Source organism: Streptomyces sp. NPDC001617 (assembly GCF_053596855.1).
On record NZ_JBSFHA010000046.1, the window covers coordinates 41,022 to 62,967 of the forward strand.

General features: G+C 68.9%; 16 protein-coding genes and 2 pseudogenes. 8 read left to right on the forward strand and 10 right to left on the reverse strand.

The window, feature by feature from the left end:
* Positions 1–115 precede the first annotated feature (115 nt).
* Complete coding sequence (locus ACWC09_RS30140) at positions 116–967, forward strand: IclR family transcriptional regulator domain-containing protein (RefSeq protein ID WP_450854077.1); 852 nt, start codon at positions 116–118, stop codon at positions 965–967.
* Here ACWC09_RS30140 and ACWC09_RS30145 read toward each other — a convergent pair.
* The 4 genes from ACWC09_RS30145 to ACWC09_RS30160 form a co-directional block, all read right to left on the reverse strand.
* Positions 882–1,817: a PDR/VanB family oxidoreductase gene (locus ACWC09_RS30145; protein ID WP_450854078.1), complete on the reverse strand. Its 936-nt coding sequence runs from the start codon at positions 1,815–1,817 to the stop codon at positions 882–884. The two genes, ACWC09_RS30140 and ACWC09_RS30145, sit on opposite strands and share 86 nt — an antisense overlap.
* A complete protein-coding gene (locus ACWC09_RS30150) occupies positions 1,814–2,002 on the reverse strand; it encodes a hypothetical protein (RefSeq protein WP_450854079.1) in 189 nt (62 codons plus the stop codon). The genes ACWC09_RS30145 and ACWC09_RS30150 overlap by 4 nt, the downstream gene beginning before the upstream one ends.
* Positions 1,999–3,072: a Rieske 2Fe-2S domain-containing protein gene (locus ACWC09_RS30155; RefSeq protein WP_450854080.1), complete on the reverse strand. Its 1,074-nt coding sequence runs from the start codon at positions 3,070–3,072 to the stop codon at positions 1,999–2,001. Before ACWC09_RS30155 ends, ACWC09_RS30150 begins: the two co-directional genes overlap by 4 nt.
* A 1,163-nt stretch (positions 3,073–4,235) precedes the next feature.
* Positions 4,236–4,346, reverse strand: a complete 111-nt coding sequence (locus ACWC09_RS30160) for a CocE/NonD family hydrolase (RefSeq protein ID WP_450854093.1) — start codon at positions 4,344–4,346, stop codon at positions 4,236–4,238.
* Here ACWC09_RS30160 and ACWC09_RS30165 point away from each other — a divergent pair.
* A pseudogene (locus ACWC09_RS30165) lies at positions 4,330–4,716 on the forward strand (AMP-binding enzyme); the annotation flags it as partial. The gene ACWC09_RS30160 and the pseudogene ACWC09_RS30165 overlap by 17 nt on opposite strands.
* A 645-nt stretch (positions 4,717–5,361) precedes the next feature.
* Here ACWC09_RS30165 and ACWC09_RS30170 read toward each other — a convergent pair.
* The 6 genes from ACWC09_RS30170 to ACWC09_RS30195 all read right to left on the reverse strand — a co-directional run bounded on the left by ACWC09_RS30170 (position 5,362) and on the right by ACWC09_RS30195 (position 11,771).
* Positions 5,362–5,712, reverse strand: a complete 351-nt coding sequence (locus ACWC09_RS30170; protein WP_450854081.1) for a DoxX family protein — start codon at positions 5,710–5,712, stop codon at positions 5,362–5,364.
* A gap of 292 nt (positions 5,713–6,004) precedes the next feature.
* A complete protein-coding gene (locus tag ACWC09_RS30175; protein WP_152770318.1) occupies positions 6,005–7,522 on the reverse strand; it encodes a carboxylesterase/lipase family protein in 1,518 nt (505 codons plus the stop codon).
* 340 nt (positions 7,523–7,862) lie between these two features.
* A complete protein-coding gene (locus ACWC09_RS30180; protein ID WP_322723880.1) occupies positions 7,863–8,441 on the reverse strand; it encodes a TetR/AcrR family transcriptional regulator in 579 nt (192 codons plus the stop codon).
* 52 nt (positions 8,442–8,493) lie between these two features.
* Positions 8,494–9,579 (reverse strand): SMP-30/gluconolactonase/LRE family protein, encoded by a 1,086-nt coding sequence (locus ACWC09_RS30185; protein WP_228033945.1) that lies wholly within the window; start codon positions 9,577–9,579, stop codon positions 8,494–8,496.
* Between the two features lie 137 nt (positions 9,580–9,716).
* Positions 9,717–10,532, reverse strand: coding sequence for an oxidoreductase (locus ACWC09_RS30190; protein WP_152770320.1), 816 nt, complete (start codon positions 10,530–10,532; stop codon positions 9,717–9,719).
* Between the two features lie 405 nt (positions 10,533–10,937).
* Entirely contained in the window at positions 10,938–11,771 is an 834-nt protein-coding gene (locus ACWC09_RS30195) for an enoyl-CoA hydratase/isomerase family protein (RefSeq protein ID WP_450854082.1), read from the reverse strand.
* A gap of 556 nt (positions 11,772–12,327) precedes the next feature.
* Between ACWC09_RS30195 and ACWC09_RS30200 the strand changes: the two genes are divergently transcribed.
* From ACWC09_RS30200 to ACWC09_RS30225, 6 genes and pseudogenes are all read left to right on the forward strand, one after another.
* Positions 12,328–15,096 carry a helix-turn-helix transcriptional regulator gene (locus ACWC09_RS30200; RefSeq protein WP_152770322.1) on the forward strand — a complete coding sequence of 923 codons (2,769 nt, stop codon included), beginning with the start codon at positions 12,328–12,330 and terminating at the stop codon, positions 15,094–15,096.
* 839 nt (positions 15,097–15,935) lie between these two features.
* Positions 15,936–16,892 (forward strand): NADP-dependent oxidoreductase, encoded by a 957-nt coding sequence (locus ACWC09_RS30205; RefSeq protein ID WP_152770334.1) that lies wholly within the window; start codon positions 15,936–15,938, stop codon positions 16,890–16,892.
* Between the two features lie 228 nt (positions 16,893–17,120).
* Positions 17,121–17,496 (forward strand): annotated as a pseudogene (locus ACWC09_RS30210) (IS701 family transposase); the annotation flags it as partial.
* 348 nt (positions 17,497–17,844) lie between these two features.
* The gene (locus ACWC09_RS30215) at positions 17,845–18,435 is read left to right on the forward strand and encodes a TetR/AcrR family transcriptional regulator (protein WP_450854083.1); all 591 of its coding nucleotides are present in this window, start codon (positions 17,845–17,847) and stop codon (positions 18,433–18,435) included.
* 1,075 nt (positions 18,436–19,510) lie between these two features.
* On the forward strand, positions 19,511–20,095 hold the full coding sequence (locus tag ACWC09_RS30220; RefSeq protein WP_450854084.1) for a hypothetical protein: 585 nt from the start codon (positions 19,511–19,513) through the stop codon (positions 20,093–20,095).
* A gap of 688 nt (positions 20,096–20,783) precedes the next feature.
* Positions 20,784–21,743 carry a GlxA family transcriptional regulator gene (locus ACWC09_RS30225; protein ID WP_152770323.1) on the forward strand — a complete coding sequence of 320 codons (960 nt, stop codon included), beginning with the start codon at positions 20,784–20,786 and terminating at the stop codon, positions 21,741–21,743.
* Positions 21,744–21,946: the final 203 nt, after the last annotated feature.

Genomic DNA, 21,946 nt, shown 5'->3' on the forward strand with positions numbered 1-21,946 from the left:
GGTCGTGCGCAGGGCGCACAGTAGTGCGCGTGCACGCTCAGCGGGAAGGTAGAGCCGTCCAACAGTTCGGTCAATGGGTTCGCTGACAACATTGTTGACACTTTTGGAGGTGGCGATGGCCGCCGGAGCCCGAGCACCGCACTTCGTGAGGTCCTTCGAGCGTGGCCTCGCCGTCATCCGCTCCTTCGACGCCGAGCACCCCGCACAGACTCTGAGTGAGGTCGCCCGCGCCTGCGACCTCACCCGAGCCGCCGCCCGCCGGCTCCTGCTGACGCTGGTCGACCTCGGCTACATGGCCACGGACGACCGCCACTTCCGCCTCACGCCCCGCGTCCTGGAGCTCGGCTACTCCTACCTGGCCGGCTTCACCCTGCCGCAGATCGCCGAGCCACATCTGGAGCAACTCGTCGCGCAGGTACGGGAGTCGTCGTCGCTGTGCGTCCTCGACGGCGACGACATCGTCTACGTCGCCCGGGTGCCGACCCGCCGCATCATGTCGGCCTCGATCACCGTGGGCACCCGTTTCCCGGCGTACGTCACCTCGGTGGGCCGGGTCATGCTGGCCGGGTTGGCGGACGAGGAGATCGACGCCCGGCTCGCCCGGACACGACTGCGCCCCCTGACCGACCGCACCGTCGACTCGGTGCCGGCCCTGCGCACCGAACTCCTACAGGTGCGAGGTCAGGGGTACGCGATCGTCGACCAGGAGCTGGAGGAGGGGCTCCGGTCGGTCGCCGCCCCGGTGCGGGACCGGGACGGCGAGGTGGTCGCGGCCGTCAACATCGCCGTGCCGGCGGGCCGCAACTCGGTCGAGTCGATCCGCCGCGAGCTGCTGCCGCACCTGCTCGCGGCGGTCGCCCGGATCGACGCCGACCTGCGGATCACAGGTCCAGCACGAGCCGCTTCCCCAGGCAGCGGGACACACAGATCATCATCGTCTCCCCGCTCTCCTGCTCCTCGGCGGTGAGCACGGAGTCCCGGTGGTCCGGGGTGCCGTCGAGCACGTCGGTCTCGCAGGTGCCGCAGGTGCCCTCGGTGCAGGAGAACAGCACCTCGACACCTGAGGCGCGCACGGCGTCGAGCACGGAGACGTCGGGCGCGACGGTGACGGTACGCCCGCTCTGCGCCAGCTCGACCTCGAACTCCGTGTTCTCACCGCTGTGTTGGGCCTTCGGCGTGAACCGCTCGACATGCAGCCGGTCGGCCGGGCAGCGCTCCTCGACCGCGTCCAGCAGCGGCCCGGGACCGCAGCAGTAGACGAGGGTGCCGTCGGGCAGGTCGTCCAGCACGGAGGCGAGGTCCAGCAGTCCGGTCTCGTCCTGCGGGGCGACGGTCACCCGATCCCCGTAGCGCCCCAACTCCTCGGTGAAAGCGATGGAGTCGCGCGTCCGTCCGCCGTACAGCAGCGTCCAGTCGGCACCCACCGCCTCCGCCGCGGCCAGCATCGGCAGGATCGGCGTGATCCCGATCCCGCCCGCGATGAACCGGTACCGGGGCGCGCTCTCCAGCCGGAAGTGGTTACGCGGCCCGCGCACCCGCACCTTGTCGCCCTGCCCCAACTGCTCATGCACATGGGCGGATCCGCCTCGACCGTCCGGCTCCCGCAGCACGGCGATCCGCCACACGGACCGGTCCGCCGGGTCGCCGCACAGCGAGTACTGCCGCTCCAGCTCGGGCCCGAGCACGACGTCCACATGGGCGCCCGGTTCCCAGTCCGGCAGGTCCTCGCCGAGCGGATGGCGCAGGGTGAGGGCGAGCACGCCGTCGGCCGCGAACTCCCTGCGGTCTACGACGAGTTCGGCTTCGTACACGGTCATGAGCTGTTCCCTTGAGACTCGTGCCGTTGCGGCTGGTGGCCTTCGGGGTGGGCGAGCATCCACTCCCACATCTCGACCGGGTCCTGGGCGGCGTGCTCGGCACCGCAGTGACAGGTGCCGTGCAGGACGTCGGTGCCCGGCAGCCAGTCGATGCGGTAGATCTCGCCGGTGGGGCTGCTGCTCACAGGACCTTCTCCACGGGCTTGTCGCCCTCCTCGACCAGCCGCGCGAGGATACGGCGGGCTGCGAGGCCGCCGGTGTCGATGTTGATGCTGAGCTCCTGGTACCCGGTCCGCTCGGTGCCGAGCGTGCGCTGCAGCAGGTTGAGCGCGTCGACGTCCTGCATCACCACGGTGTGGTTGTTGCCCCGCAGGAACTCGGTGACCTCGTCGTTCTCGATGGCCCAGTCGCGGGAGACCATCCAGAAGTCGTACACGCGACCGTCTCCGGACGGCGTGATCGCGTACGTGATCTCGGTGTGGAAGGCGTGGGGATCGCTTCCGTCCGCCTCCGGCAGTACACCCACCGGTGCGATCCGGCTGTGCAGCAGATACAGGCACGGGGCGTGGTACTCGATGTCCTGCCAGCGGGTGATCCGGCCCTCTATGCCGGTGGACTTGGCGTAGAACGGCGGGCATTCGGCGTCGTCCATGTGCCGGCTGACCCGGACTATGCCCGCGCCCTCGTCGACCTCGGTGGTGATCGGCGTCTCGGCGACCTCGGGGGTGCCGATGTAGCCGCCGTGCAGGTACGTCTCGTGGGAGAGGTCGAGGAGGTTGTCGACGAGCAGCCCGTAGTCGGCGTCGATCGGCTCCATGCCGCGGACGGTGACCCAGCCGGGGGAGTCGAGGTGCCTGGCCCGCGGGATGGTGTCGGCGTCGGCCAGCGCCGGGTCGCCGATCCACACCCACACCAGGGAGTCCTGCTCGACCACGGGATAGGAGGCGACACGGGCGGTGCGCGGCACGCGCTTCTGCCCCGGCACATACACGCACGTACCGGTCGTGTCGTACGTGAACCCGTGGTACCCGCACACGAGTTTGTCGCCGTCGAGCCGACTGGGCTTCTCGTGCAGCGGGAACCGGCGGTGCACACAGCGGTCGGCCAGCGCGACCGGGGTGCCGTCCTCCTCGGTCCGGTAGAAGACGAGGGGCTCGCCGAGGATCGTACGGCCGAGAAGTTCCTCGCGGCCGACCTCGTGGCTGTACGCGGCGACGTACCACTGGTTCCTGGCGAAGGCGGTCGTGTGAGGCATGGGGGTTCCCGTCCCTGTCGGCGGGGCGCCGTCGCCCCGCGTGCCGTGGTTGGAATCAGGGTCGTGAGGCTTGTGGCGGCTTGGCAAGGCGGCTTCTGCCAGGCGGAAGGACTTCTGTAAAGAGGCTGGTCAGATCCCTGTTCTGTCAGCCCTGGGTCGCCGGAGTAGGTGCCCCGGGTGGTTGCTGCTGTTCGGTTCGCGCTTGGTTGGCCGGAGAGGGCGACGGCGAGTGCGACTACTCACTGCGTAGCGTTAATCGCCCAAATGTGTCCGCTTAATTGTAAATGTGATACCCATCTGTCGATGGATGCTCGGTACAGCGGCAAGAATCGGCATCACTGCAGGTCAACTGCTGATCGTTTTGGAGTCTGGGGCCCTCGGGTCGAATCCGGGTCGAATCCGCACCCTTTTAGGCTGTTGAGCGTGTCGCCGCTGGTCAGGGTGGTGTGAGGTCACGTGCCGGCGCGCCTCGTGTACGGGGACGGCGAGACGAGAGTCGGACCGATGAACCGCTGAACAGGCGCCGAGTGGCTGTGATCGGCTGCCAGGCGCAGGGGGCTCACCAGCGGATTCTTCGCTGGTGGTGGTGCAGGCCTTTCGTGATCATGCCCTGTGGACATGTCTTAAGACGCCCGGCTGATGCGCGACGGCCCGGGAACGGCGGTTCCTGGCCAAGACCGACCTGCCGGGCGGCAGGAGCATCCAGGGGACGGTGGTTGGCGGGTGGCGTGGCAGGCTGCCCCGCCGCGAGGCAGTCGGCGCTCTCGCAACATCCGGTACGCCCCGGAACTGCCATTCCTCGGCGCCGGCATCAGCACAGCCTCGGCCGGCTCGCCGTCACCGACGCCGAACTGGACATCTCGGTACCTCAACGAGTTCACGGACGTCCGCGAGGGCCCTTGAGTGGCGCTCAAGTAAGTCCTGCCCATGGCTGGGCAGTTGAGGGAGTTCACATCTTCTGTGTCCAGGTCGACACTGGTGTCATCGCTGGCGGTGAGGCCCCCCGACGGGTGACGGACGCCTGTGCGCCACCGGCGGACGGGGCAGTCTGAAAGCCCGCTTCAGCGGGGCGACCTTTGCTTGGGACACCGTGGAGGCGGCTGAGCGGGGTCGGTCGACGGAACTCACGGAGGCGAGGCCCAGGGTGATCTCGGCGGAGGAAGTCAGGGCAGTGGGCTTTCGTATCGGGACGCCGTGCCAGCGCCGCGCCCGTACATGCCCACCGTGCCGTCCGACCACGGCTGCTCGGCGACCCAGGCGACGGCCGAGGCGATCCATGAGGGCTGGTTCCGCTCCGGCGACCTCGCCCGAAGGGACGAAGACGGCTTTTACTACATCGTCGACCGGTCCAAAGACATGATCATCCGGGGTGGCTTCAACGTCTACCCGCGCGAGGTCGAGGAAGTGCTCATGGAGCACCCCGCCGTCTCGCTGGTCGCGGTCATCGGCGTACCGCACGAGTCCCACGGCCAGGAGGTCAAGGCCGTCGTGGTGACGAAAGCCGGGAGTGGCACGACCGAGGAGGAGCTCGCCGCCTGGGCGAAGGAACGTCTCGCAGCGTACAAGTACCCGCGGGTCGTCCAGTTCGTCGACGAGTTGCCCCTGACATCCACCGGCAAGATCCTCAAACGCGGACTCGCCTGAGCATCCTGGACGTTGTCGCATCTGGGCCGACGATCTGACTCCGGCCAACGGTCAGGTGCCGCCGAACCTGATCATGAAGTCCGCGTTGAGCGGGGCTCGCCGACAAGCGCAACGCCCCGGACCGCCGCCGTCGGGAAGCAATACCGTCGGAGCCGGTCGCGACCCGGCCCCGGATCAGGTCCGGTCCCGCGCGGCCTGAGCGATCCCAGGGCGGCGGAGCACGCGGCACTCAGGCCGGTGGTATCAGCACGATCCCTCAGCAGGGACATTCGACGATGCTGATCCGGAAGAGCGAAACAGCCCAGCGGTCTTGAAGCGACCGGGAGCACAACCGGAGAACATCGGCCGGAGAGCGTCAGAGCGCGCCAGGTGTTCGGCCGGGCCGCCGACGCTTGTGCCGATCAGTTCCCCGAAGCTGATGGCCGGCCACCTGATCGGCACTGCCGGCGCCCCGACCCGGACTGCGCTCTGTAGCCGCCCGCAAGTCCGAGGCTGTCCGGGGCGGCCGGCGTGGGCCGTCCCGGACATTGCCGTCGCCAGCCGTCCCTGAGCGACTTGCCTCCGGCCCGGGTGCTGGAGGCAAGAGTCCGGCAGTTGCTGCACGGTGTGATCGCGAGCTGGTCCGAGTGCGATCGTGGAGCACGGTCAGAGCGTCGCGAAGCCCAGCACCAGCGCCGCCACGGCAACGAGCATGATGCTGGCCGGGAGGCCGATTCTCTTCGCGTCGCCTCCACGGACGTGCGTGATCACGGCGCCCAGGAAGTACAGGACGACACCGATCGCCGCCGCGATGCCCAACGGTCGGTAGACGATGCCGGCGAGCAGCCCCAGAGCGCCTGCGATCTTGAGCAGGCCGAGTGGCAGGAACCAGCTGTCGGGCACCCCGAGCGCCTTGATTCCATCTGTGATTTTCGGGTCGCGGGTGATGTCGGGAACGGCAGAGAGGACCAGCACCAGGGACAGCACGACGGCGATGACGACATAGGCGATGTACACGGAGAACTCCGGAAGGATTGACGGGACCGTCGATCGGTCCAGGAACAGGGCGGCAAGCGATGAGCCGCGGTAGGTGACTGCCTCGCGTCCGGGGCATTGTTGTGAGCATCGGCGAGGTGATCTTGGTGATGCCGAGTGGGAGCGGCCGCCGTTCCCACCGGTTCAGAAGCGGGCGTTGTGGCGGTGGCGGTATCACCGGCAAGGCGAAAGGGCCCCCGAGCCGGAACCCTGGCGGAGCGTCGCCGGCGGAAGTGCGGAGCCGGCCGGGCCTCGATCTGGCGTCGGCGGATAGTCAGGACGGGCGCAGCGGAAGGGCGTTGAAGGTGTGGTCCGCCCAGATGCGGCGGGTGGTTTCGGCCGGGTAGGGCGTGACGGTGGGTTCGGTGTCGATGAGTTGGGTGAGGCGCTGTTCGGTGTCGCACTCGGGCCAACCGGGGGTGCCGGTGGTGGCGAAGGCCGTCCACGCGGAGCGCATCCACTGGGACAGGGCCACCGCGTCGGCGGGTGGCTGCTCACCGATCAGGAGGGCGCTGAGGCCTGCGCTCAGGTTGCCGAAGACCAGTCCGACGTCCAGACCGTGGCAGGCGCCGAACGCGCCGCCCATGGCCGGGGCCGGCCAGTTCAGCCGGTAGAGGTAGGACCGGCCGCCGGCGGTGGCGTGCGCTTCGGCCAGGTGCAGGCTGGGCATGTCGAACAGCCAGTCGGAGTAGATCCGCTCGTACAGCTCACCGGCCGCGTAACCGCGGGCCCGGTACGCCGCCTCCACCTCGGGTCCCGGCGCAAGCCCTCGCAGGACGGTGGTCGCCCGCTCGTCGGTGATCTGGCCGAGCTGTCCGGCCTGGGCGATGAACAGCCGGTACTCCTCGCGATTGTGACCGACGACCAGGTCGATGTCGCGCGCCGAGCCGGCGGCGATCGCCTGCCACGGGTCGGTCGGCAGGATCTCCCCGTCGACGACCGGCGAGAAGGGAGTCACGGTGTGTGCCACCGGCCCCCAGCGGTCCTCGTACTGGGCCATCTTCGCGGCCACCGCGTCGCCCGCCGCGGCCAGCGCGGTCGGCTCGATGGACGAGAGGTCGGCCAGTGTCGGACGGAGCCCGAGTTCGGCGGCGCACGTGACGGCGATGTCGTCGGCCAGTTCCGGGGAGAAGAAGGTGCCCGGCACGCTCTGCGCGATCACCCGCCGGAACAGTCCGGCGGCCCTGGGCATGGCCATCAGCGCCGCGATCGAGCCGGCCCCGGCGGACTCGCCGAAGACCGTCACCCGGCCCGGGTCGCCGCCGAATGAGGCGATGTTGTTCCGAACCCACTCCAGCGCGGCGACCTGGTCGAGCAGCCCCCGGTTGGCCGGCGCGCCCTTGATCTGCGCGAAACCCTCCATGCCTACGCGGTAGTTCATTGTCACGACGACCACGCCCACCGCGGCCAGCGCGGCCCCGTCGTAATCGGGCTGACCCGTGTGCCCGGCCATATAGGCACCGCCGTAGATCCACACCATGACCGGCAGGGCCGCTTCGGGGCTATCGCCGTAAGCGGGGGACCAGACGTTGACCGTCAGCCACTCGTTCTCCCCGCCGCCCTCCCAGGGCGGGATGAGCCCGAATACCGAGGACTGCGGCGGCGGAGGCCCGTAGGCAGAGGCCTCGCGCACCCCGTCCCACGGCAGCGCGGGCTGGGGCGCCGCGAAACGCTGTTCGCCCACTGGTGGCTGGGCGAAGGGTATGCCGCGGAAGACGGCGAGCCCCTCCTCCCTGCGGCCCCGCACGGTCCCGCCACTGACATGGATCTCGGGGCGGCTGATGACAGTCATGGAAGGCTCCTCTGGAGGCGGGTGGGCTGGCGGTACTGCCGGGAGTGTGCTGATCCGCCGCCGTCGGCGATGTGCGGTAGCAACCGTGTACTGCGCCGGTCAGGGCAGGTCATTGCATTGGCAGGGCTTGAACAGGCCCGGCTCCCCTGTGGGTGAGGGGAGGGGAGCCGCGGCCTTGAAATTGGCGGGACGAACATGGCATGCCTGAGCGCACCGGGCGGGGAAGGGAAGATCGCCGTGGCCGGCCGGCGCATCGGCGTGGTCAGATCCGACGGGGGTGATTTTCACCGGTATCACGTCGGGCCGGGATCATCGCCGACTGCGGCGATCAGTCGTCCTGCTAGGCGTCCAGCAGGGCGAGGGCGTTGTGGATGCCCTGTTCGAGGAGTTGGTCGGCGAGTTGCCGGTCGGTCAGGGCGCGGGAGAGTTGTAGCGTCCCGGCCATCATGCCGAGGAGGCTGAGTGCCTTCAGACGCGCTGATGGCGGGTCGTGGGGTGCCAGGCGGGCGGCGAAGCCGTCGATGAGGGTCAGCGCGCCATCGGTGTACGCCTGCCGGGTCGCGTCTGTGGAGCGTGCGATCTCGTCGAGGAGGGCGGCGTTGGGGCAGCCGTCCTCGATGGTGTCGCGCTGTTCGGTGGAGAAGTACCAGCGGATGATCTGTTCGAGTCCGGCGCGGCCTGGTGCCGCCTGCGCGACGATGTTCGCGTGCTGTGCGCGCAGTTGGTCGGCTACGGCGGTGGTGACGAGGTCGTCCTTGGACGTGAAGTAGGCGTAGAAGGTGCCGTTGGTCAGGCCCGCGTCCTTCATGAGGGTCGCGACTCCGGAGCCGTCGATGCCGTCCAGCTTGAGCCGGCGGCCTGCCGTCGTGATGATCCGCTGCCGCGTCTGCTGTTTGTGTTCCTTCGTGTACCGCACGATGCGTTCCTCCGTCGCAGCCGGGGCGGGTGCCCCGGCTGCCGGCCTGGTCGGGTCAGTGTGTCGCGCCTGCAAGGAGAGCGGGGAAGTTGATCCTGGCGGTCTGCAGCTTCGGGTCGTGGGGCTCGGGGACCCCGCCGTCGGTGACGTACAGCCGGTCGCCGCGAACCGCGGTCGCCGAGGGCGAGGCAAGACCGTCCGCGCTGGTCAGGACGGGCTTGTAGGTGCCGTTGGGATAGATGACCACGACCCTGTCCGGGCCGTTGTTCGAGGACGAGCCGTTCTGCGCCGCGAACACCACATCGGAGAAGGGGGTCAGGAAGCTGAGATCGTCGATGTTGGGCAGGCCGCCCGCGATCTGGTGGACGGGGCCGGCCGTGCCGGTGCCGGTGACCGGTACCCGCAGCAGGGTTCCCTTGTTGAAGTTGCTGATCCACAGGGCGCCGTTGTGGAACCGGAGCCCGTTGGCACCGATCGGCAGGGCTTCGGTCGGTACCGGCGCGAGAGCGGCGTCGGTCAGCCACGGGGTCACCGATCCGCCCGACACCGGAACGGACCAGATGACGCCCTTCAGGCTGTCCGCGATGTAGAGGGTGCGTCCCGTCGGGTCGACGGCCAGCCCGTTGGGGCCCGAGTCGGCGGGCAGAGCGGCGACACGCTGCGGGGTGCCGTCGGCAAGCAGCTTGTACACGCCGTTGCGGTCGGCGTTGCCCGGGGCCCACAGCGCGTAGTAGACGGTGCCGTCACTGCCGCGGGCGTTGCCGCTGATCGCCTCACCCACCTGCCCGGTGGCGAGCACCGTGCGCTGTCCGGACGCGTCTATACGCATCAGCTCCGGTCCGTGGGTGCGCTGGCACACCGCGCAGCTGCCGAGCATGGACAAGGTCACCGAGCCGTCGGGGTTGGCGGTGATGTTCTCGGGGATCTCGCCGGCCGCGAAGTCGAACGCTGCGGCGGTCCGTACGTCGGTGACCACGGACCCGCCGTAGGAGCCTCCCGTCCACGCGGACGCGGACGGCGCCGAGGCCAGGACGGCCGCTGTCGCGGTGACCGCCAGCGCGATGCCGACCTTCTTCTTATTCAGAAAACGCCGTGTGATCGATGTACTGCGCGGGGCCGTTTGCTGGCTTTGCTGCTGCATGACTCTCCTTGGCAAATCAACGAGGGACTGATCAATGGACTTTGAGGAACATCAGGGATGCCGGCGATATTGGGTACATCGCAGGCATTCAGCCGGAATCAACACTCTTGGGGCCAGACCGGGATTGAACCGGGGTGTCAGCCGGGCAGGCGGTTGTTCTTGCGGATCTGCTTGTCGAACACTCCGACGGGGACGAGGCGGCGCGCCTTGGTGACGCGTGCGGCCAGCGGGCCGGCGGTATAGCGCAGCTTCGGCTTCTTGTCGGTGGCCGCGGTGACGATCGTCCTGGCGACGACGGCTGGGTCGTCGCCGGCGCTCATCGCCTCCGCGATCACCTCGTCGAAGATCCGGCGTCGCTCCGCGTACAGGGGCAGCGGGGTGTCGGGCTGCGCGGCGTTGGTGTCGAAGCTGGTCTTGGTGTAGGCGGGCTGCACGAGGAGAATGCGGATGCCGTGTTCGCGGACCTCGTGGTCCAGGGACTCGGAGTAGCCCTCGAGGGCATGCTTCGACGCAACGTAAAGGGCCATGAAGGGCTGGGGGGCGACCCCCAGAACGGACGAGATGTTGATGACGCGTCCGCCGCCCCGGGCGCGCATGTGCGGCAGTACGGCCTTCGTCATACGCATGACACCGAAGACGTTGATGTTCAGGACGCTCTGGGCCTGGGCGACGGAGTTCTCCTCGACGGCACCCGCCGCACCGATGCCCGCGTTGTTGACCAGGACGTCGATACGCCCGAACCGTTCGATCACCTCCGCGACCAAGGCGGTGGCCGAGTCGTCACTGCCCACGTCGAGATCGAGGTACGTCACCCCGGCGGGCGGGGTGAGCCCGGAGGTCTTGCGACCGGTTCCGACCACATCGAAGCCCGCCGCGACGAAGGCGCGAGCCGTCTCCTTGCCGATCCCCGATGAAGCACCTGTCACGAGCGCCACCGGCCGAGTTGCCGCCATCACGAACTCCCTAATTTGAATTACGCTCGTATGTCTTACGTTCGTACGACCATACGGGGATCGTCGACCGATGGCAAGCGTTCACGTCCGGCGATCCAGGAAAGGATCTGGAAACGAAGGGGGCGGTACGGGAAAGACCATGGGCGGATGACGAGCAGGTGACCGAGACCGCCACCGCCAGTCGTCGCATCACCCGCTGCACTCGTCGACGGCGGCCTCGGTGCCGTCCTCACGCAGCACTTCGGACTTGGACACACGGAGCGGCAGGCCGACCGAGCTCAGTCGACGAGCGTGGGCCCGGTCGCCGGCCGGTGTCGAACCGGTGGAGGCCGTTGCGATCGTGGTGCTGGAGGTGATCCCGGAAGCGTCATCCGCTGGTCGCGAACGGGTCTTCGCAGTAGGTGTTCACCGGCTCTCCTGACGTGCGATGCCGAGGTAGTGGCCCAAGCGGAGTTCCAGCTCCTCAGGACCCTTTTCGGCGGCGAGCTTCTCGAACTGGGGCTGGAATGCCTGGGGGCCTGGCCAGGTCAGGGAGGTCAGGAATTGCGTGTAGGCCGCTCGCAGGTCGGCATCGGGCGGGAGCGTGGCCCGGTTGACCTGAGCCTTGGCGGTTGCCAGCGCCGCCTTGTCGAAGGACGCCAGCCGGGTTGCCATACCGTCCACGAAGCCGTCCAGCTCGGTGTCGGCGACGGTGCGGGTCACCCATCCGTAGCGTTCAGCCGCGTCGGCGTCGTAGTCATCGCTGCTGAGGATGGCTTCGAGTGCCCGATCCCGTCCGATGAGTCGGGGCAGGTGTTCTGTGCCCCCGCCGCCGGGAAGAATTCCGCCGCCGACCTCGGGCTGGCCGAACAGCGCGTGCTCGCGGCTGGCGTAGCGCAGATCGCAGGCCAGGGCCAGTTCGTCTCCGCCGCCCCTGGTCCGTCCGCGGATGGACGCGATGCTGATGAACGGAGCCGTGGACAGCCGTACGACGAGATCGATCCACTCCGGCGTCGCCTCCGGATCGGACGGCATGAAGTCGGCGACCCGGCCGAGATCGAAGTGGTTGAAGAAGTAGCCGGGTGTACTGCTGGTGAAGACGACAACGTGAACCTGCGGGTCCTCGCTCAGCTCCGTGACCACCTCGACCAGTCGGGACACGGTCTCCCCGACGATGAGGTTCACCGGTGGATTCGAGAAGGTGATCTTGCGGATCCCTGGTGCCAGCCGCTCCACGCTGATCGTGCTGGGTTGCGTCATCGTTCGCTCCGAGTGGTGATCCTGGCGGTTTGCCAGGGGGGCGTGTTCGTCGGGGCGTCCTGAACTGGCAGAGGCGACGCCCACAACCAGGTCTGGCACACCCGTGGTCATGTCGGGCTTTTCCTTGCTGCGCTTCGAGGCCTCGATCGGTTTGACGGACGAGCGGGTCAGTCGCGGCCGGCTGGGTGCGCAGCGCTGATTGCCCAGGGCCGGGCAGGGCGACGCGACATAGCGTGCTGACGCGGTCGGCGGTTGGGGCGGCGGTGTAGCGCGGCCTCGGTTTCGGTTCCGTGGCCGCCGCGGCGATCGCGGTGTTGCGTCACGACGAGCTGAGCCGCTGTCCTGCCGACGCTCCCGACCCGGATCGCCGTCACCATGTCTTCCCCCTGCGGTCGGGCGCGCGTGCACTGATCGCGCCCGACGCTACGAGGAAAAAGGGGAAACCGGATCCGTCACCGTGTCCGTCACCGGGTCCGTCAAGATTCGGTCTGGTGTCGTTGAAGTCGGGTTGTCGGCAGTGGTTCCGGGCGGTCGCAGCCCATTAAGCTTCAAGCAAATGGACCTGTACGGACGGCGCCAGGAGCAGGCGGCCCTCGACCGGATCCTTGACGGCGCTCGTCAGGGACGCGGAGCGACCATGATGTTGTGGGGTGACCCCGGCATCGGCAAGACAGCCCTGCTCGAATACGTGGCCGAGTCGGCCGCCGCGGACTTCACCATCCTGAGGTGCCTCGGTACTCGTCTTGAGTCGGAGCTGGCCTTCGCCGCGCTGCACGAACTGCTGTGGCCGGTGACGGAGCGGATCAGCACGCTCCCGCCGCCGCAGGTCAAGGCCCTGAACGGGGCGCTCGGTACCAGTGACGACGTATCGGACCGGTTTCTGATCGGCGTGGCCGTACTGACGCTCGTCGGCGAGTTGGCCAAGGAACGGCCGGTGCTCATCGTCGCCGACGACGCCCAATGGCTCGACGAGCCGTCCGCACAGTGCCTGGCCTTCGCCGGGCGCCGACTGCGCAACGAGCCCGTGGTCATGCTCCTCACCGGACACGACGACCCCGTCGACGGCCCCTGGGAGAAACTGGCGGCCCTGGAGGTCGGGGAGCTGGGCGACGAGGACGCCAGGCTCCTCGCCCGTGCCGTTGCTCCGCGCGCGGACGAATCAGTCATCCGCCGCACGGTCCGTGCGGCGGCCGGAAATCCCCTCGCGCTCCAGGAGCTGACCACGTCCGTGGCGGCCGGCGACATCTCGACGCACCCTCTTGCCGATGAGCGGATCGCCGTCGGGCCACGTCTGCGCAGTGCCTTCCGCGCCCGGATGGAGAGGATGTCCGCGTCTGCCCGCACCGCGCTCCTTCTTGCCGCCGCCGACGACCGTAGCGATCGAAACACCATGAGCCAGGCCGGACTTGTGCTCGGCCTCGACGTGGGGGCGTGGGACGAGGCGATGCACTCGGGTCTGCTCGCCACGCGCTCGGACGGTCGCGTCCGCTTCCGCCACCCATTGATGGGGGCCGTGGTCTACGAGGAGGCGCCGCCCGCGAACCGCCAGGCCGTTCATCGCGCGCTCGCCTCCGTGCTGACCAGTGAGAACGCCGAGGAGCTGCGCCCCTGGCACCTCGCCGCGGCCGCGGAAGCCGCGGGCCGACCCGACGAGGAGGTGGCCCGGCTGCTGGAGGAGTCGGCCCAGCGGTCCTGGGCGCGCGGTGGCTGTGCCACGGCGGCACGTGCACTGCGGCGGGCGGCGAAGCTGTCCCCCTCCAAGGACGACGCGGCCAGGCGACTGGCTCACGGAGCTAGGGCGGCCTGGGAGGCCGGCCACGTCGACGTGGCGCGGAGAATGCTGGACCAGACCGAAGAAGCCTCCTCCGCATCCGCGGTCGCCGATCTCAGCCAAGGGTTGCGCGGACTGATCGAGTTCGCGAACGGCGATCTGGAAACCGCCTGCCGTCAACTGACCCGAGACATGGAACGCGTGGCCGATCCCGGGCAGGCGTTCAGGCTCGGCAGCATGGCGCTGCGGGCCGCTTGGGCGGCCGGCCGGGGCGCACTTCAGCGCGAGGCGCTCCAGCGGCTCGAGCGGCGGCTCCCGCAAGGGAACTTCCCGAACGCCGATCTGCTGCCGCTGCTGCGCCAATGGTGGACGCAGGAACCGGACGGTGCCGATGACCGCTACCAGGCCGTGGCCCCCGTCGCTGACATCCTCACCCGGCTCAGCGGCAGCTCCTGGCTCCTGATGCCACCAGCACCGCTGGCGGTGGCCTGGGGCATCGAGTCCGCCCTGCAGGAGGCGCTCCGCCGCGAAATCGACACGCTGCGGCACACCGACCAGGTCACCGCCCTCACCCAGGCGCTGGCCCAGACCGTGGCGCCCGACATCGCGCAGGGCTCCTGGACCTCGGCCACGGCGAACGCCCTTGAGGGGCTCCAAGTGGCCGAGGGGACCGGCGACGACCACTTGGCGGCGCAGTGCCGCGCTGGTCTCGGATGGCTGGCAGCCGCGCGAGGCGATGAGCTGACCGTCGCGGACTTCGCCGCCCGGTTCATCGAGGAATGGGTGCCGCGTGGGGTGCTCGTCTTCAGCGCCGGCGCGGAGTGGAACCTCGGCATGACGGCGCTCTTCGCCGGCCGGGCCGAAGAGGCGCTGGACCGCCTGGTCCGGCTGACAGAGCACGGGCACCACTCTGCGCACCCCACCATTGCCGTACTCGCCGCGGCGGACACCGCCGAGGCCGCCCTCCAGGCAGGGCAGCGGGCGATGGCCGAGGACCAGGCGCGGCTGCTGCGGCGGTGGGCCGAACGGACCAACGCAGCGTGGGCGATCTCCGCGACGCACCTGGTCCATGCCCTGCTGGCGTCGGGGGCGGATACGGAGAAGCAGTTCCGGCTTGCGCTGGATGTTCCCGGAGCCCAGTCGCGGCCCTTCAACTACGCCCGCACGCGCCTGCTGTACGGCGAGTGGCTGCGGCGGGCCCGCCGCCGTACCGACGCCCGGACACAGCTCGCCGAAGCCGCGGAGATCTTCCGGCGACTGGACGCGGCGCCCCTGCTCGCCCGCACCCGGGCCGAACAGGAGCTGACCGGGCAGCAACCGCGCCGCGACTCCGCACCGGCCCGGGACACCGCAGCCATCCTCACGCCGCAGGAGTTGAGAGTCGCACGGCTGGCCGCGCAGGGGCTCACCAACCGGGAGATCGGGGCACAGCTGCTGATCAGTCCCCGCACGGTGGGTCATCACCTGGCCAACGTGTTCCCCAAGCTCGGTATCCTCTCGCGCGCCGACCTCGCGCGCATCGACTTCGGAGACGGGCTACATCTGATGGGCTGACCGGCTGCTTTCGGGGATGGACCGGGCGGCCCACTGACGCCCAGCGCTGGGTAGAGCTCGTCGTCATGCACGCCCGGAGGCGCCCGCCCCACGATGCGGTGATGCCCCGGCCGGTGGCGGCGGCACCTCCTTGGGCACCAGCGACAGATGCCTGCTGGGCCTACATCAGGTCAGAAGTGGCACCACGGTTATCGTCGTAGCCCAGTACCGACGTCCGGGGCGGCCCGCCTACGACAGAGCACCGCCCGACGCCCATCCTCGACACACGGAGCCGATGCACCATCTACCCAGAGGAAGCCTCGCGCCACCTCTGGCAAGACCACGTGTTCAACGCTCTTCCACGGATCACCTCGTAACCCGGACTGACTCCTCCCTGCCGTTTCTCACGCCGACACCGTTGTGGATGGGGGCGCGCGGGGACCAGCGCGGCACTCGAACGGCGTGTCGTCGCGCGAGGCGAGTTCGCATGAGCAGGGCTTGCCGGACGACAGGTCCAGCTGCGGCCGGGAGCGGGCCGCACCACAGGCGTTGTAGAGCTGAGTCACGGCGGATCGACACTCCGCCTGCCTCGCGGTCACCAGTGCCTGGCAACCCGGCAGGAGCAGGGGGAGTCACCGACCATGACCAGATGGGCGTGACCGCGGTGAGCGGCGAAGGTCCTGTTGGGCGCTGAGCAGCACACCTCAGGCGCCGTCGCCTCGTCAGGCGGTGACTCGTAGATCTCCTGCCTCCATCCTGGCGGCGTGGCGCGATCCCGTCGAAAGTTGGCATTCATGCCATGGCGCCGAGGGGTGCCAGGCAGCGACGCTGGACGCATGACGAATTCCAATACCACCCCCATGCGCGCCATCCGCCAGGACACCCACGGTTCCCCCGAGGTGCTCAAGGAAGTCGAACTGCCCCGGCCCGAACCGGGGTTGAGTGAGATCCTGATCGCCGTCCGCGCGGCCGGCGTCAACCCGACCGACTGGTGGAACCGGGCCCAGCCCATGACCGCCAACGGGCTGCCCCTCATCCTGGGCTGGGACGTCTCGGGAGTCGTCGAGGCCGTCGGCATCGGCGTCACCCTGTTCAAGCCGGGCGACGAGGTTTTCGGCATGCTGCCCTACCCGCACGGCGTCGGCTCCCACGCCGAATACGTGACCGGCCCCGCCCGCGCCTTCGTCCACAAGCCCACCGGTATCGGCCACGTCCAGGCCGGCGCGCTCCCGCTCGCCGCCCTGACCGCCTACCAGGCACTCGTCGACACCGCCGACATCCAGCCCGGGCAGCGCGTCCTCGTTCACGCGGCCGCCGGCGGCGTCGGTCATCTCGCCGTCCAGATCGCCAAGTCCCGCGGCGCCTACGTCATCGGCACCGCCAGCGCCGCCAAGCACGACTTCCTGCGGTCCCTGGGAGTGGACGAGGCCATCGACTACCAAGCGGTGGACTTCACCGAGGCCGTCAAGGACATCGACGTCGTCCTCGACCCGATCTCACGGGACACGGCCGCCCGCGCCCGCTCTCTCGCCGTGCTGCGCCCGGGCGGCACCCTCGTCTCGATCCTTCCGTTCCCCATCGACGCCGCCGAGCTGGCGGACATCGCCGCGCGGGGCATCCGCTTCGAGTCCCTCCTCGTCGAGGCCGACCGCGCCGGCATGCAGGCCATCGCGGACCTCGTCGAGACCGGCGCCCTGCGCGCCCACATCGAGGCCACCTTCCCGCTCGCCGAGGCCGCAAAGGCCCACGCCCTGGGTGAGACCGGCCGCACCACTGGCAAGATCGTGCTGACTGTGGAGGGGGCTGGGAAGGCATAGAGGAGGCTCGACGATGTCCCACCCACCTCTGACGTGCGTCAAGTTTGTCTCCGGACAGGTGCGGACCTGGGGCCTCGGCCCGGCCGGAGCCTGGGCTGAGTCGGCCGACTACTTCGGTTAACGCTTTGTGACGGTGGTTCATTGATTCCGGTGGTGGTGTGGGTTGACGGCAGGTCGGGTTGGTCGTAGGTCGGTGGTCGGAGTCAACTGCTCTGCTGGGGGCTGAAGATGACCGCTCGCCGTCAATGTCCGCCTGCGCCGGGGTCGTTGGAGATTGCGCGGCCCGGTTCAACGACCTCTCCTTCAGCCTGGCCCAGCCACGAGGGTCTCGCGAGTACCTGACTGGACTGCCGGCGCCACAGGAGCGGAACAAGACGATCACCTGACGCGCAGGGGTGGAGTCGGCGGCGGGTGCACGGATGCGCGGGTGCAGCCGCTGTAGTTCTTCCTGTCCGAGTCGCCCTGGGAGGCTGAGCTGGTCAACGACCGGCGGCTTGAGCTGCTATGTGCGGAGCCGACGACGGCTCCGCACGAGGGCAGCGTCATCGTGATCAACGATTCCGGAGACCGCAAGGACGGCATGGCGACCGCGCATGTCTGGCGTCTGGGAAGCCCGGCACGGTCAGCCTCCGTGCCGCCCCGGTCAACACGTTGTGGGCGGGGGAGTGGTCCAGGAAGCGCGGGGGTGTACATGTCCGCGCCTCAGACGCGCACGCGCCGGATCTCGGCGGGCAGGAGCAGATCGACCGCGTCCTGGTTGATCAGTGCCGGCGCGGTCTCTCTCACTCATGAAAGCCCGACGCTCGCCCGTCGTCCTTGCCGCAGAGGGCACTGGCGACGAGGCGGTCGACCGTCGCCCCTGCCGACTCTTTGGATTACGTTTGCAATGCCATAGAATGGCTGAGTCGGTGAAGGGCAACCGGTCCTTCCGGCCGGCGCGGGAGCGTGTGGCGTGGTGCGGTACGGAAAAGAGCACAAGTCGGAGACCAGGCGGCGGATCATCGAGACGGCGGGCCGCCGGTTCAAGCAAGACGGTATCGACGGCTCCGGCGTCTCGACGCTCATGAAGGACGCGGGGCTGACCAATGGGGCCTTCTATGCTCACTTCGCATCCAAGGATGACCTCGTCACCACGGCAATCGCCGACCAGTTGAAGGTGCAGGCCGAGAGTGTCGTCGCGCTGGCCGAGCCCGGCCGTGCCGGACTTGAGCAGATTATGCGCGGATACCTGTCGCCCCAGCACCGTTCAAAGCTCGGCGATGGCTGCCCCAACGCCGCCCTGCTCGACGAGATCGGGCGCTGCACCGAGACGACCAGGCAGGCGTACACCGACGGTGTGCTGATCCTCGTCGAGGGCATTGCTGAACGCATGGCGCCCGAGGACCTGTCCTCCGCACGCGTGAAGGCGCTCAGCCTCCTCGGCATGATGGCCGGGACGCTGCAGCTCTCCCGCGCCCTGACCGACAGTCGACTCGCCAATGAGCTCCTCGACCAGGGGATAAACAACGCCCTCGCCCTGCTGGACGCCTGGCAGCGCGTCTGACGCACCACATTCCCACCTCCAGGCTGTGGCTTTCGGGGGCGCGGCCCGATGCCGGCAGGTTTTCTCCAGCTGGGACTCGGCCGACGCCACCGGGTGGCACGTCCACTGCCGCCGGGCTGCTGGAGGACCCGCATGCGGTTCTTCGCCGGACCCGAGGTCTTGATCATGGACGAGCTCGGTTGCCCCTCGCTGCCGAGAACGGCGCCTCCGTCTTTTTCCAAGTGATCAACCGGCGGCATCTTCGCGAAGCCTCTTTCTCGCGGACTGGCCGCTCCAGCCCGCAGTCGAACCGGACGAGCAGGTCCGGGCGGGTCGGCGACGCCGGATCCGGTGCCGCTGCCGGGCTGCGGGAGGCGGCGCTTGGCCGATGTGGGCGGTGGAGTCCGCTGCTGGCGTCGAACAGTTCGGCAGCGTCATTCCCGGCTCGCGCAGGGCAGCGCTCCCGACTGCGACCTCGGCTGACCGCCATACCACCGCACGTACGCATCAAGTCGCTCCTGCCGAATGCAGCGAGCCGTGTTCCGTACGCTGCCGAGTCTTCCGGGTAAACGCCGTACCCGCCGTCCCTCGCGCAATCCGAAGGACCCCTAACCCATGAGCGACGGTATCGGGCAGAGCCCCCGGCCACGACTCCGCCCCCGGCGGGCGGCACGGGAACGAGAAGGTCATCGTCCTGGCGCTGGGCCTCGCCGCCGCGATCGTGTCGATGTTGCTGACTCTGGTGGTGCCGACCCTCAGGCTGATCCAGAACAGGTGCCGGAACCGCTGGCCGACATGCGGGTGTTCGCCCGCTGGCCGGTGTGCCACAGGCAGGGATGCGATGCCACCCGGGCCAGTCGCCTCGCAGTAGCGGAACGGTCGTTGCACCGGGCGTGAGCGCCGTGGTGAATCTGCTCCCGCGCGTGTGAGTACGGTCATAATTTCAAATCTGGTCAGACCCTTGTCCACGCGTCGACTCCCGGCTTATTGTCGGGCGGTCGTAATGTAAAGGTCTCAGTGAGCGTGCGGGCGCAGCGGCCCGCGAACTCGCTGGCCAAAGAGGCCCAGCAGCACTCTCAGTCGAAGGGGACTACCCATGAAGGTGCTGGTCTTGCCGAAGGTGGCGCCGGGGGCGGCGGGCGAGGCGCGGGATGCGGAGCGGACGTACGCCGAAACGCCCGCGGCGCGAGGGAACCCGGGCGCTCCCGGAGCAGTTGCCTCCTTCGCCCGGTTCGTCCTGTTCGGCGGCGGTGTCGGGGTCGCGTCCAGCACTGCCGTCGCCGGGCTCGCCGGACTGATGCCCTGGGCTGTGGTGAATGCTCTGATCACCGTCGCCTCGACTCTTCTCAGTACGGAGCTCCACGCACGCTTCACCTTCGGGGCAGGGCATGCCGGATGGCGCCAGCACTGGCAGTCCGCGGGGTCGGCCATGGTCGCCTACGTGGTGACCTCCACCGCGGTGCTCGTCCTTCACCTGGTGCAGCCGTCGGCCGGAGTGCTCTACGAGCAGGTCGTCTACCTCGCCGCCGCAGGGCTCGCCGGTATCGGGCGTTTCCTGGTGCTGCGTTTGTTCGTCTTCGCCGGTGGCCGGACCCGGACCATGGAGTGGGTCATGCGCCCGGTGCCGGCACGGGAAACGGGCGCCACGGTGTCCCTGTCCTTCCCGGTACCGGCGCTGTGAGCAAACCATCCGACAATGCCTCCCTCGCCGATGACCGTCGACTCCGGGGGCCCTGGAGGTCCCGCAGTCGAACGTTCTCAGCCGGTAAGGCCAGGGGGCGCTGAGTGGGGAAACCAGGGCGTCAACGACCTGCGCACTGCGGTGTCGGTCGGGCGCGACGGCTGGGCGCCGGGCGGAATGCCGCCAGGTCGATCCGGTCAGTCGCAGCCGCTGGTGCGGACTGCTTCCGGGCATGCTGCCCGTAGCGACAGTCTTCGCGTAGGCACTGGGTGTAGAGCGGATCTCTGGCTGCCCTTTGCTTGGTGTGCCATGGCTTCTGCTCCTGTAGTCCATGGCGGGTCGGGGATCGCGTCGGTCAGCGCTCGGAGTCGCGGGCCACGCTGTGAGCCGGAGGGCGACTGCCACTGGCGGATCATCCACACGACCCGATGCTTGTCCGCATGGCCCTGTCCGCTGGCGGCGGTCTGGATGCCCTCGACGATGCTGGCGGCGGGGACGGTGCCATCAACGGTGACAGCGGCGGCGGACGGGCGTGGCGGAGTTCACGACGCTAGCTATTCCGGACTGGGTAAGAGCGTGGGGCCCTGACTTGCAGCGCGGAAGGTGAAGCTGAGCGCGATGCGTCCAGTGTGTTGCCGTCACCGTCCGATATCATGGCATGAATTCCAACTTTCGACGGGATCATGCCATGGCACCCACTCATCGAGTCGCCGTTCTGGCCGTCGGCGGTGTGTACCCCTTCGAGCTGGGCATTCCCAGCCGGGTCTTCGAGGCGGCGGACGGCCTCTATGAGGTTTTCACCTGTAGCGTCGACGGCCGCCCGGTGCGCACCAACTCCGACTTCTCGATCACCGTCGAGCACGGTCCGGAGGCGCTGCGCACCGCCGACACCGTCGTCATTCCCCCCTTCACCACCACCGCCGTGCCCCCGGAAGTGCCGCAAACCGCGGTCCAGACGCTCGCGTCCGTAACTCCCGGCACCCGCCTCATCTCAATCTGCACCGGCGCCTTCGTCCTCGCCGCAGCCGGTCTCCTCGACGGTCGGCCGGCTACCACCCACTGGATGGTCGCGGACCTCTTTCGCGCACGCTTCCCTCGAGTCGCACTCGATCCGGACGCCCTGTTCATCGACGACGGGGACATCCTGACCTCAGCAGGCGCCGCCTCCGGGCTCGACGTCTGCCTGCACATCATCCGCAAGGACCACGGCAGCGAAGTCGCCAACCAGGTGGCCCGCATGTGCGTTGCCCCTCCGTGGCGCGACGGAGGGCAGGCGCAGTTCATCCAGCATCCGGTGCCCGAGGCCACGGCCAGCGGAACGGCCGCCGCCCGCCAGTGGGCGCTGGAGAACCTCCACGAGCCCATGACGCTGATGGACCTCGCCGAGCACTCCCACATGAGCCTGCGCACCCTCGTCCGCCGCTTCACCGAAGAGGTGGGCATGAGCCCGGGACGCTGGCTGATCCAGCAACGCGTCGACCGCGCACGACACCTCCTGGAAACCACAAACCTGCCGGTGGACGAGATCGCCGGCCAAGTCGGCTTTGCCGGCAGCACATCGCTACGAGAACACTTGCATGCCGCTATTGGCGTCTCGCCGCTCGCCTACCGGCGTACCTTCCGAGGCACCCTGTCCTCCACGCACTGAGCGCCAACACACACCGTTTTGCGTACGCGGTGATGAAACGGCGCACCGCCACGGCCGGGGGAACGGCCTTCGCCATGCAGTACGCGCCCGTCCTACGGCTGGCGCGGCCTCTTCAGCCGCGTGGGAGTTGCTCCAGCTGTCCGACTGCGAGGTCCTCGAGGTGACCCGCGACGATCACGGCAACCGCCAGATGCTGATCTCCG

What these genes read in the sequence shown, in the direction of transcription:
- ACWC09_RS30140 (WP_450854077.1), top strand. Translation starts at nt 116, where the DNA reads ATGGCCGCCGGAGCCCGAGCACCGCACTTCGTGAGGTCCTTCGAGCGT.
- ACWC09_RS30145 (WP_450854078.1), bottom strand. Translation starts at nt 1,817, where the DNA reads ATGACCGTGTACGAAGCCGAACTCGTCGTAGACCGCAGGGAGTTCGCG.
- ACWC09_RS30155 (WP_450854080.1), bottom strand. Translation starts at nt 3,072, where the DNA reads ATGCCTCACACGACCGCCTTCGCCAGGAACCAGTGGTACGTCGCCGCG.
- ACWC09_RS30175 (WP_152770318.1), bottom strand. Translation starts at nt 7,522, where the DNA reads ATGACTGTCATCAGCCGCCCCGAGATCCATGTCAGTGGCGGGACCGTG.
- ACWC09_RS30185 (WP_228033945.1), bottom strand. Translation starts at nt 9,579, where the DNA reads ATGCAGCAGCAAAGCCAGCAAACGGCCCCGCGCAGTACATCGATCACA.
- ACWC09_RS30190 (WP_152770320.1), bottom strand. Translation starts at nt 10,532, where the DNA reads ATGGCGGCAACTCGGCCGGTGGCGCTCGTGACAGGTGCTTCATCGGGG.
- ACWC09_RS30195 (WP_450854082.1), bottom strand. Translation starts at nt 11,771, where the DNA reads ATGACGCAACCCAGCACGATCAGCGTGGAGCGGCTGGCACCAGGGATC.
- ACWC09_RS30200 (WP_152770322.1), top strand. Translation starts at nt 12,328, where the DNA reads ATGGACCTGTACGGACGGCGCCAGGAGCAGGCGGCCCTCGACCGGATC.
- ACWC09_RS30205 (WP_152770334.1), top strand. Translation starts at nt 15,936, where the DNA reads ATGCGCGCCATCCGCCAGGACACCCACGGTTCCCCCGAGGTGCTCAAG.
- ACWC09_RS30220 (WP_450854084.1), top strand. Translation starts at nt 19,511, where the DNA reads ATGAAGGTGCTGGTCTTGCCGAAGGTGGCGCCGGGGGCGGCGGGCGAG.
- ACWC09_RS30225 (WP_152770323.1), top strand. Translation starts at nt 20,784, where the DNA reads ATGGCACCCACTCATCGAGTCGCCGTTCTGGCCGTCGGCGGTGTGTAC.